This is a genomic window from Olleya sp. UBA1516, from assembly GCF_002323495.1.
Classification (GTDB): domain Bacteria; phylum Bacteroidota; class Bacteroidia; order Flavobacteriales; family Flavobacteriaceae; genus Olleya.
Window position 1 is genome coordinate 215,402 of record NZ_DCQO01000017.1, and the last position, 11,388, is coordinate 226,789.

An 11,388-nucleotide genomic window follows, 5' to 3' on the forward strand; every position below is an offset into this window, starting at 1 on the left:
TTTTTTTATGCTGTAAACTGTGTGTTTTGTAAAATTTTGGCAAATAAAAAAGGAGAACGAGAGTTCTCCTTTTTTGCCCCAAATCTACCATGAACTTAACCTACTTATGTTATGGTAAGCTCAAATATAACGACATTTAATTTGATATATTATAAAATATAGTTAAAACGTAAAAATATTCGCTTAAATGAGTGTGTCGTGAGAAAATTTGTACTTCTTATAATTAGTAAGCACGTTCTTTATTTCCTTCGAAAAAATTAATAAAAGCTCTGTTAACTACTCGGTTACCACCAACTGTTGGATAGTTTCCTGTAAAATACCAATCTCCTAAATGATCAGGTATTGCTTTATGCAAATTAGCAACTGGCTGAAAAATGATTTCAACTTCAGCATTAACCGACTCATCAGTTAAAAGTTGAGAGATCTTAGCCGAAATTTGTTCTGTTGTAAATTGGTCATAAATTTCGTTTACAAAATTCTTAACATCTTTATCTGCTAAGTCTTCTTGTGCTTTACATCTGTGATATACTTCTTCTACTAAGTCGTATTTTCCGTTTTCTTTAAGTAGCGCTAATGCAGCATTAAAAGCTACCAAGGTTTCTAGATTAGCCATGTCAATACCATAACAATCAGGAAAACGTATTTGTGGTGCAGACGATACGATAACAATCTTTTTAGGATGTAATCGGTCCATCATTTTAATAATACTCTTTTTTAATGTTGTACCACGTACAATACTATCGTCAATAATTACAAGATTATCCGTAGGTTTTATAACACCATAGGTTACATCGTAAACGTGAGCAACTAAGTCGTCACGACTACTATCTTCTGTAATAAAGGTTCTAAGTTTAACATCCTTTATTGCTATTTTTTCTATACGTGGTCTTTCTTTTAATATAGATGTTACCTGATCTGCAGATAATTGTCCATTTCCATCTAAAATTGCTTTGGTTTTTTTCTCATTTAAATGCTCCTCGACGGTTTCAATCATTCCATAAAATGAAGTTTCAGCAGTATTAGGAATATAAGAGAAAACACTATTTTTTGTATCATTATTAATAGCCTTTAAAACTTGTGGCATTAATAAACGTCCAAGCATTTTACGCTCTTGATAGATTTCGGCGTCACTTCCTCTAGAAAAGTAAATGCGCTCAAAACTACAAGATTTACGCTCTAAGGGTTCTAATATTTTTTTTATCGAAACTGCACCAGATTTTTTAGAGATTAAAGCATGACCTGGTGTTAGCTCTTTAACATCATCAAACTCGACATTAAAAACAGTTTGTATCACAGGACGTTCTGAAGCAACAACAACTATCTCGTCATCTGTATAATAATATACAGGACGTATACCTGCTGGATCACGAAGTACAAAAGCATCTCCATGTCCAATTAAACCAGCCATAGCATAACCACCATCCCAGTTTTTAGCAGCACGTCTTAATATTTTTGCGATTTTTAACCGTTCGGCAATTAAAGGAGAACATTCATGTTTACCGTAACCTTCTTTTTTTAGGTCTTTATAGATTTTGCTTACTGCATCATCTAAAAAGTGACCTATTTTTTCCATTATAGTAATGGTGTCTGTATATTCTTTTGGATGTTGTCCAAGGTCTACTAGATTTTTAAACAGCTCTTTAACATTAGTCATATTAAAGTTACCTGCCAAAATCAGGTTACGATGCATCCAGTTATTTTGTCTTAAAAAAGGATGAACACTTTCCACACTATTTTTACCAAACGTACCATAACGTACGTGTCCTAATAGTAGCTCACCTATATAAGGTATGTGTTTTTTTTGAAGCGCAACACTATCTTGGTATTCTGGATGTTGTGCTAACTCTTTATTTACACGTTCGTTAATTTGTGCAAAAATATCCTGAATAGGTTGTTGTGCTATGGAGCGTACACGACTAATGTAACGTTCTCCTGGAAGCGTGTCCATTTTAATACTTGCAAAACCAGCACCATCTTGACCACGATTGTGTTGCTTTTCCATCATTAAGTACATTTTATTTACACCATAAAAAGCACTTCCATATTTTTCTTTATAAAATTCTAAAGGTTTACGTAATCTTATCAGTGCAATTCCGCACTCATGTTTTAAAGCATCACTCATTGTTGTTGTGTTGTGAGTTGTTTATTAAAAAGATAAAAATAAAAAACGCGCTCATAATTACGAGCGCGTTTTTTTTATTTTAATTCGATATCGAAATGTGTTAATTTTTTAAATTCTTTTAGTCGATTGTTGACCTCGTCTTTTTTAAGGTCAATCATGCGCTCAGTTCCAAATTTTTCGACACAAAAAGAGGCTAAAGTAGATCCGTAGATTACAGCGTTTTTCATGTTTTCAAAACTAATGTCTCCTGTACTTGCTAAATAACCAGCAAATCCACCAGCAAAAGTGTCTCCTGCTCCAGTCGGATCAAATACTTCTTCCAATGGTAAAGCAGGTGCATAAAACATATGGTCATCATGGAACAATAAAGCACCATGCTCTCCTTTTTTGATAACTACATATTTTGGTCCCATTTCATGAATCTTTCTAGCAGCAACAACTAAACTGTATTCTCCAGTTAATTGTCTTGCTTCTTCATCATTAATAGTAATTACATCTACATTTTTAATCACTGCAAGTAAATCGTCTAATGCGATGTCCATCCAGAAATTCATAGTATCTAAAATAGCTAATTTTGGCTTTTTAGTCATTTGATCTAAAACACCTTGTTGTACTAAAGGGTGTAAATTACCTAACATTACAATCTCTGCATCACGATAATTTTGCGGTACTACAGGATTAAAATGCTCTAATACGTTTAATTCAGTTGCTAAAGTATCACGAGAGTTCATGTCGTTGTGATATTTTCCACTCCAAAAAAACGTTTTACCGTCTTTTACAATCTCGATACCTTCAATATTTACTTTTCTATCTGTTAAAAGATCTAAATATTCCTGAGGAAAATCTCCTCCAACAACAGATACTGCTGCTTGATCTACATCAAAATTTGCTGCAGATAACCCTATATAGGTTGCTGCTCCACCAAGAATTTTATCGGTTTTACCAAAAGGAGTTTCTATTGCGTCAAATGCTACTGTACCTACTATTACTAACTTGCTCATAAAAGCTATTTTAATTAAAGTGCAAATATAGGTTTTTTAGTCGCATTTTTTTTAATTTCCTTTCGGAATAAAATGAAGTCTGTAACATTAGTTTTATAATTCTTAACAATTCACTTATATTAAAGAACACTTCACTAATCTTTATTTTTTTTGAGGCTGTAAATCATGGATGTTTGCTTTAAATTAAAACAAATTAAAAAGGCTTTGGTGTATGCGTTGGTTTGAACTCTAGTTATTACTTCCTCCCAAAATCCGCAGGAATTTCTCCCCAAGCTTTAGTTTCCCATTTAACAATAGTAGTTTTATAATCGTTTGTTTTTAGCCAGGCTACAGCACGATCCACCAAATCATAAACTGGTTTATTTTTTGCGTTACGCTCAAGTTTACTATTACAGGTTTTTTTGCGTACCCAACTCATAGCTGTTTTAGAGTCTGTATATATAATACGGTCGCTATTATGTTTTTTTAAAAAACTTAAACCATGTACTAAAGCCAAAAACTCGCCTAGATTGTTTGTGCCTTGCTCAAATGGTCCTTGTTTAAATAATTGTTTCTTGGTTTTGGTATCTACGCCTCTATATTCCATTATACCTGGATTACCAGAAGAGGCTGCATCCACAGAGATAGAATTATAATTTGGACGTCCAATTTTTTTAAGCTGTTCATGGCTTAACTCACTTTTAAAATCTTCTTTTTTTCCAATATAGTCAAAGTAGTTACCTTTTAAGGCTTCTTTGGCAGCATCAAAAGTAGCAAAGGATTTATATTGCGCACCTGGATAGTCTTTAATTTGTGCTTTACAATCATTCCAAGTTTCAAAAACGCCTTTATGGTGTCCTTGCCAAACGGTATAATATTTTTTCTTCTTTTTACTCATTTTAGTATTTCCGTGTAAACGGAAATCTTATTTTTTTAATAGTTGATCAACCACTTCCGGAAAATGTTTCATCTCTAATTCGTGAATCTTGTCTGCAACATCTTGTGCAGTGTCTGAAGCTAAAACCTCACATTTTGATTGAAAAATGATCGCACCTTCGTCATAATTCTCGTTTACGTAATGAATTGTGATACCTGTTTCTGTTTCTTTATTATTAATTACAGCTTGATGTACATGCATTCCATACATGCCTTTTCCACCAAATTTTGGTAATAAAGCTGGATGTACATTGATGACTTTATTTGGAAAGTCTTTTAGGATTTTTTCTGGAAATTTCCATAAAAAACCAGCTAGAATAATTAGGTCAGGTTTATTAACTTTAAGAATATTTAATACATCATCTGTCTCTGTAAAGGCTGTTTTGTTGAAGGATAAAGCGCTAACTTTCAATTTTTTACAGCGATCTAAAACTTTGGCATGAGGATTGTTAGTTAATACCTGAATAACAGACGCATTGTCTCTATTTTGAAAAAACCTTATTAAATTTTCAGCATTAGATCCGCTTCCGGACGCAAAAATTACTACACGTTTCATTTTCTATTTTCAATGTTAAATTCTTCAAACAAAAAAAGCAATAATTATTAACAATTATGGGCTAAAATCGAAATTCTTCGATTTAAATAATTAAATTCGTAGCACATTTTTAAAGTAAACGTGTGTTTTAAAATAAAGTTTTTTATTTTTGCCTCTTAATTAAAACTAAAAAAATTAAAATTATGTCAGACATTGCATCAAGAGTAAAAGCGATTATCGTAGACAAATTAGGTGTTGATGAAAACGAAGTTGTAACTGAAGCTAGCTTCACAAACGACTTAGGAGCAGATTCATTAGACACTGTAGAATTAATCATGGAATTTGAAAAAGAATTCGATATCCAGATTCCAGACGACCAAGCAGAAAACATTGCTACAGTAGGTCAAGCTGTATCTTATATTGAAGCTGCTAAATAAGCACAATATTTATGGAACTTAAGCGAGTAGTAGTTACAGGATTAGGAGCGTTAACGCCAATTGGAAACACTAAGGACGAGTATTGGTCTGGTCTTATTAGTGGTAAAAGTGGTGCTGCACCTATAACATATTTTGATACTGAAAAGTTCAAGACAAACTTTGCTTGCGAGTTAAAAAATTTCGTGGCAACTGATTTTCTAGATAGAAAAGAAGCCCGCAAAATGGACAGGTTTACGCAGTACGCAATGGTCGCATCTGATGAGGCTATTGCGGACTCTAAACTAGACTTAGAGACCATAAATAAATTAAGAGTAGGTGTAATTTGGGGAGCCGGAATTGGTGGATTAGAAACATTTCAAAATGAGGTGTTAAATTTTGCCGAAGGTGATGGTACTCCAAGATTTAATCCTTTTTTCATCCCTAAGATGATTGCAGACATTGCTCCAGGAAACATTTCTATAAAAAATGGTTTTATGGGTCCTAATTACACAACTGTATCTGCATGTGCATCTTCTGCAAACGCGATGATAGATGCCTTAAACTACATACGTTTAGGACATTGTGATGTTATTGTTACAGGAGGTAGTGAAGCAGCAGTTACAATTGCTGGAATGGGAGGATTTAATGCAATGCATGCTTTATCAACCAGAAATGAAAGTCCAGAAACAGCATCAAGACCTTTTGATGCCACTCGTGATGGATTTGTTTTAGGTGAAGGAGCAGGTGCAATTATTCTAGAAGAATATGAGCACGCTAAAGCAAGAGGAGCCAAAATCTATGCAGAAGTTTTAGGAGGCGGAATGTCTTCTGACGCGTACCACATGACTGCACCACATCCAGACGGAATTGGAGTAATTGCAGTAATGAAAAACTGTTTAGAAAACGCTGGTTTAAAACCAGAAGACGTTGATCACATTAATACGCATGGTACATCTACACCTTTAGGTGATGTTGCCGAGCTAAAAGCTATTAAAGAAGTTTTTGGTGATCACGCAAAAAATATTAATATCAATTCTACCAAGTCTATGACTGGTCATTTATTAGGTGCTGCAGGTGCTATTGAGTCTATTGCTGCTATATTAGCAATGGAACATGGTATTGTGCCACCAACAATAAATCACACGACCGTAGACGAAAATATTGATCCAGATTTAAATTTAACACTTAATGCACCTCAAAAAAGAGAGATTAATGTTGCCATGAGCAATACTTTTGGTTTTGGAGGACACAATGCTTGTGTGTTATTTAAAAAACTAGACTAGTTTTATTGAATGAAACGCATTCGTAACATATTTAATTCCCAATCAAATGACGATGGGAATTTTTTTGTGGCTATATCTAAAATACTAAAGTTTAAACCAAAAACTTTAAAGTTTTATCAAACAGCCTTTACGCATCGTTCCATGAATATTAAAGACGAAAAAGGACACATAATTAATTATGAACGTCTAGAGTTTTTAGGCGACGCTATGCTTAGTGCTGTGATTGCGCATCATTTATACATGGAAGTTCCTGGAGGTGATGAAGGTTATCTAACCAAAATGCGATCAAAAGTAGTTAGTCGAGAGCATTTAAATGAACTTGGTAAAGATTTAGGACTTATAGATCTTGTAGAAAGTAAAATACCTAAAGGTCAATTTGGAGATAATATACATGGTAACCTATTTGAAGCATTAATAGGAGCAATATATCTTGACAAAGGTTACAAAAACTGCGATAAGTTTATTCAAAAACGCGTTATAGATCCTTATGTTGATATCGAAAAATTAGAAGGTAAAGTTATAAGCTATAAAAGTTTATTGATAGAGTGGTGTCAAAAAGAAAAAAAGGTCTTTGACTACAATGTTTATGAAGACACTGGTAATGACAATATTAAACACTTCTCTGTAAAATTATCTATTGACTCAAAAATAGTAGCTAAGGCTAGAGCAACTTCAAAAAAGAAAGCTGAAGAAAAAGCCTCCAAACGCGCCTTTTTTGCACTTCAAAGTCAAATTACTAAAGCTGGCTTTATATAATAAAAGTACTATTCTTAAATTCTTAATAATTTAGGTTTTACTAAAACGTTTTCGTGGTTTTTTGTTGTTAAGTTTAAGTAAAATTGAATTATAATAAGCGTTTAAATGCTATATTTACAATTAATTTTATATTAAAATGGCTGTTCGGAAACTCTCCTTAGATGATTTTTTAGAAGAAGAGCATTACGCATTAATAGGTATTCATTGCGTAATAGAAGACTATAGATTAGCTTTTTTAATAAATCAAACATTAGATATTAAACTTAGAAGACGGTTAGATGACCTAACCAATCCAAGTTTAAATTCCAGTTATGCATTGTTTGAGTGGTTTGACGAAAAACAACTTACCACATACCACCTAGTAGCCAATACATGTAAGGTACAGCATAATAATTTACAGCAACAATCAAATTCGTTATTTGGAGAAGACTCATCAGGTGCAACTAATTTTTATTTGTTACCAGAATTTAAAAAAGTAAATTATCTTCTTAAAATAGAAACCGAATTCCATAATAAAGAAAAAATTATTTTAAATAACATTCTAAGGATTCCACAAGTAGTGACTGCTTACAGTATAGACACAGATGCTTTAAAATCCAAGGACAATTTAATATTCAACTAATGCCAATAAGAAAAAAAACTAAGATCGTTGCAACTTTAGGACCAGCAACTAGCAGCAAAGAGGTATTAAAAGGTATGTTAGACGAAGGTGCTAATGTATTTAGAATCAACTTCTCTCACGCAGATTATAAAGACGTTGAAGAACGTGTAAAAATGATACGAGAGCTAAACGACGAGTTTGGTTATAATGCTTCCATATTAGGAGACTTGCAAGGACCAAAACTTCGTGTAGGAGTGATGAAGGGAGAGGTAATAGTAAATCCAGGAGACGAGATTGTTTTTGCAACAGGTAAACGTTTTGAAGGTACTAAAGATCGTGTATACATGACTTATGACCGTTTTCCGCAGGATGCAAAACCTGGAGAACGTATCCTTTTAGATGACGGAAAATTAATTTTTGAAGTACTATCAACAGATAAAAAATCAGAAGTAAAAGCCAAGGTAATTCAAGGTGGACCATTAAAATCTAAAAAAGGAGTTAACCTTCCTAATACAAACATCTCTCAGCCAGCTTTAACAGAAAAAGACGTCGAAGACGCTATTTTTGCATGTAAGTTAGGAGTCGATTGGATGGCCTTATCATTTGTGCGTCATGCAGAGGATTTAATGCAATTACAAGAACTAATAAAAAAACATAGCGATCATAAAATTCCGATTATTGCAAAAATCGAAAAACCAGAAGCAGTAGAAAACATAGACAAAATTGTAGCCTATTGTGACGGATTAATGGTAGCACGTGGTGATCTTGGAGTAGAGATTCCTGCAGAAGAAGTACCATTAGTTCAAAAACAACTAGTACTACGTGCAAAACGTGCCAGAATACCAGTAATTATAGCAACACAAATGATGGAAACTATGATTACTAGTTTAACACCAACTCGAGCAGAAGTTAATGACGTTGCAAACAGTGTAATGGATGGTGCAGATGCAGTAATGCTATCAGGAGAGACAAGTGTAGGACAATACCCTGTACAAGTTATCAGACAAATGTCTAACATTATTAAAAGTGTAGAAAACTCTGAGCTAATAAAGGTGCCACAATCACCACCACACATACGTACCAACAGATATATTACAAAATCCATATGTTATCACGCAGCACACATGGCTAATGATATTGACGCAAAAGCAATATCAACATTAACCAATAGTGGATATACAGCGTTCCAGATATCAGCATGGAGACCAAAATCACATATATTAGTATTTACCTCAAACAAGCGTATATTAACGCAGTTAAATTTACTTTGGGGAGTAACAGCATTTTATTACGACAAGTTTGTTAGCACAGACGAGACCATTGAAGACGTAAACGCTATTGCATGTAAAAAAGGGTTTTTAGAAGTAGGAGACATGCTAATAAGCTTAGCAGCCATGCCAATTCAAGAAAAAGGAATGGTAAACACACTAAGAGTCACAGAGATTACAAGTTGTAGTTTTTAAAATAACTTGGGCGTTACCACAAGGGTCGCGCTATCCACTATATCTTTTTTGCGCATAAGCGCGCACAAAAAAGGATGTCGTTTCTATCGCTAACGCATAGCCAAGAACAAAACAATAAATTAAAACCAGTTATAGAGATATAACTGGTTTTTTGTTTTAAAACACTTACAAACTATGTTAAATATTAATCAAAATAGCAATTAAATTAGTCAGTTAAGTAATGATTATGTAATTTAAAGTAATAAACGATTAATAGTATATAAAATGAACAACCTAGCGATACAAACAATAGAAAAAGAGCAAATAAAATTTTTAAAATTCCCTAAAGAAGAATTATTATCCTCAAAAAAAGAAAAAGTAGAACGCTGTCAGACTCTAACAAGAGCAATGGTATTAGGTAATATAGAGCACGAGAAAGTACATATTTTGTTTGCAGACAACGAAGGATTAAAAAGAGTAAATACCACAATTTGGGGAGTAACAGAAGACTATGTAATATTAAAAACGTCTACAATTATTCCAATGGAGCGTATTGTATCTGTAGCCTAAAATTTAAAACTCAATTGGACACTAATGGTTTTATCCGACTCTATCTTTTTAGGTTTATTTAAAGTATTTAGATTGGATAATGAGATGCCAAGTAAACGCACAGAATTATTCATTTTTTCTTGATATAGCAAATCCTTTGCAGTATCCAAAATTATAGCAGCATCAGCAATAAAATAAGGTAATGTTTTACTGCGTGTTTGTAGCGTAAAATCACTGTATTTAATTTTTAACGTAATAGTTTTTCCTGCAACTTTGCTATTAGCTAATCGTTTGGCAACTTCGTCAGCAATAAGCTTTAGTTTTTCAAGCATAAAGACTTCGGAGGACAAGTTTTCAGTAAACGTACGCTCAGCAGCTAGACTTTTTCTAATTCTATTTGGTTTTACTTCGCTGTTATGGATACCTCTAACAATGTAATAGTACGATTTTCCTGACTTGCCAAAGTTAGACTCTAAAAACTCAATTGATTTAGATTTTAAATCCTTACCATTATAAATTCCCTTTTGGTACATTTTTTCGGCAGTAACCTTACCAATGCCATAAAATTTTCTAATGTCTAAAGCTTCTAAAAAAGCTAAAACCTCTTCAGGATTTACAACTTTTTGTCCATTAGGTTTGTTGTAATCACTAGCAACTTTAGCAACAAATTTATTAATGCTAATTCCAGCTGAAGCAGTTAAGCCAACTTCATTAAAAATTCTTGATCTAATCTCTTCAGCTAACATAGATGCGCTAGGATTACCTTTCTTGTTTTGGGTAACATCTAAATAGGCTTCGTCCAAGGATAAAGGCTCTACCAAATCGGTATAATCGTAAAAAATTTTCCTAATTTTATTAGAGATTTCTTTATAGCGTTCAAAATCTGTTTTAACAAAAATTAGATGAGGACATAATTTTATTGCCAATCTACCAGACATGGCGCTTTTGACTCCAAATTTTCTTGCTTCATAGCTCGCAGCACTAATAACACCACGCGTTCCGCCACCTCCAACAGCAATAGCTTTTCCTATAAGTTCTGGATTATCCATTTGGGCTACTGACGCGTAAAATGCGTCCATATCCACATGAATAATTTTTCTTATTGGTAAATCGTTTTGCATCTTGTAAATTTAGACATTAAATGTCTTTTATTGATTTCAATTTAATTTAAGATTTATAATTACCTAAAAAAATGATAGAAATAGAACGTAAATTTTTAGTCAAATCTAATGTCTTTAAAGCAGTAGCATTTAAACACACCAAAATTACGCAAGGTTTTTTAAGTACTGACAAAAAAAGAACTGTAAGGGTAAGACTTAAAGATAATCAAGGGTTTTTAACTATAAAAGGAGAATCCTCAAGTACTGGATTGTCTAGGTTTGAATGGGAGAAAGAAATCACAAAAGTAGAAGCAGAACAATTATTATTACTTTGCAAAAAAGGAGTAATTGATAAAACACGTTACGAAGTAAAAGTAGGTGAGCATACGTTTGAAGTGGATGAGTTTTATGCAGATAACCAAGGATTAGTCATTGCAGAAGTTGAGTTAAATCATGAAAATGAAACTTTTGTAAAACCGGATTGGTTAGGTGATGAAGTGACTGGAGATATTAAATATTACAATTCGCAACTTAGTGAAAACCCATATTGTACATGGTAAAATAAAGACTTTAAAACAGCTATAAATTAAAATAGCCTTACTAAGATTAGTAAGGCTATTTTTTGGTTTTTAATTGGTTGTTATACTAGTGTTTATTGTTGTTGTGGT

At 33.0% G+C, this 11,388-nt stretch carries 12 protein-coding genes; 7 read left to right on the top strand and 5 right to left on the bottom strand.

What is annotated here, in order from left to right; all coding sequences use genetic code 11:
- Nucleotides 1-223 precede the first annotated feature (223 nt).
- The 4 genes from B2989_RS11305 to purN all read right to left on the bottom strand — a co-directional run bounded on the left by B2989_RS11305 (nucleotide 224) and on the right by purN (nucleotide 4,594).
- Nucleotides 224-2,122 (bottom strand): amidophosphoribosyltransferase, encoded by a 1,899-nt coding sequence (locus B2989_RS11305; RefSeq protein ID WP_292948420.1) that lies wholly within the window; start codon nucleotides 2,120-2,122, stop codon nucleotides 224-226.
- Between the two features lie 74 nt (nucleotides 2,123-2,196).
- On the bottom strand, nucleotides 2,197-3,123 hold the full coding sequence (locus tag B2989_RS11310) for a PfkB family carbohydrate kinase (RefSeq protein WP_145005340.1): 927 nt from the start codon (nucleotides 3,121-3,123) through the stop codon (nucleotides 2,197-2,199).
- A gap of 235 nt (nucleotides 3,124-3,358) precedes the next feature.
- Nucleotides 3,359-4,000, bottom strand: coding sequence for a ribonuclease H family protein (locus B2989_RS11315; protein ID WP_292948423.1), 642 nt, complete (start codon nucleotides 3,998-4,000; stop codon nucleotides 3,359-3,361).
- 27 nt (nucleotides 4,001-4,027) lie between these two features.
- Nucleotides 4,028-4,594: a phosphoribosylglycinamide formyltransferase gene (gene purN / locus B2989_RS11320; protein WP_292948425.1), complete on the bottom strand. Its 567-nt coding sequence runs from the start codon at nucleotides 4,592-4,594 to the stop codon at nucleotides 4,028-4,030.
- 182 nt (nucleotides 4,595-4,776) lie between these two features.
- On the opposite strand from purN, the gene B2989_RS11325 reads away from it, so the two are divergent.
- The 6 genes from B2989_RS11325 to B2989_RS11350 all read left to right on the top strand — a co-directional run bounded on the left by B2989_RS11325 (nucleotide 4,777) and on the right by B2989_RS11350 (nucleotide 9,641).
- Nucleotides 4,777-5,010 carry an acyl carrier protein gene (locus B2989_RS11325; RefSeq protein WP_013869581.1) on the top strand — a complete coding sequence of 78 codons (234 nt, stop codon included), beginning with the start codon at nucleotides 4,777-4,779 and terminating at the stop codon, nucleotides 5,008-5,010.
- 11 nt (nucleotides 5,011-5,021) lie between these two features.
- Complete coding sequence (gene fabF / locus B2989_RS11330) at nucleotides 5,022-6,272, top strand: beta-ketoacyl-ACP synthase II (RefSeq protein ID WP_292948454.1); 1,251 nt, start codon at nucleotides 5,022-5,024, stop codon at nucleotides 6,270-6,272.
- A gap of 9 nt (nucleotides 6,273-6,281) precedes the next feature.
- On the top strand, nucleotides 6,282-7,028 hold the full coding sequence (gene rnc, locus B2989_RS11335; protein ID WP_145005352.1) for a ribonuclease III: 747 nt from the start codon (nucleotides 6,282-6,284) through the stop codon (nucleotides 7,026-7,028).
- A gap of 136 nt (nucleotides 7,029-7,164) precedes the next feature.
- Entirely contained in the window at nucleotides 7,165-7,650 is a 486-nt protein-coding gene (locus tag B2989_RS11340) for an IPExxxVDY family protein (RefSeq protein ID WP_292948457.1), read from the top strand.
- Nucleotides 7,650-9,092 carry a pyruvate kinase gene (pyk, locus tag B2989_RS11345; RefSeq protein ID WP_145005359.1) on the top strand — a complete coding sequence of 481 codons (1,443 nt, stop codon included), beginning with the start codon at nucleotides 7,650-7,652 and terminating at the stop codon, nucleotides 9,090-9,092. Before B2989_RS11340 ends, pyk begins: the two co-directional genes overlap by 1 nt.
- Nucleotides 9,093-9,356: 264 nt before the next feature.
- Nucleotides 9,357-9,641, top strand: coding sequence for a hypothetical protein (locus tag B2989_RS11350; RefSeq protein ID WP_292948460.1), 285 nt, complete (start codon nucleotides 9,357-9,359; stop codon nucleotides 9,639-9,641).
- On the opposite strand, the gene dinB is transcribed toward B2989_RS11350, so the two are convergent.
- A complete protein-coding gene (dinB, locus tag B2989_RS11355; RefSeq protein WP_292948462.1) occupies nucleotides 9,638-10,741 on the bottom strand; it encodes a DNA polymerase IV in 1,104 nt (367 codons plus the stop codon). The two genes, B2989_RS11350 and dinB, sit on opposite strands and share 4 nt — an antisense overlap.
- A gap of 71 nt (nucleotides 10,742-10,812) precedes the next feature.
- Here dinB and B2989_RS11360 point away from each other — a divergent pair, with 71 nt between their 5' ends.
- Complete coding sequence (locus B2989_RS11360) at nucleotides 10,813-11,280, top strand: CYTH domain-containing protein (RefSeq protein WP_292948464.1); 468 nt, start codon at nucleotides 10,813-10,815, stop codon at nucleotides 11,278-11,280.
- Nucleotides 11,281-11,388 lie beyond the last annotated feature (108 nt).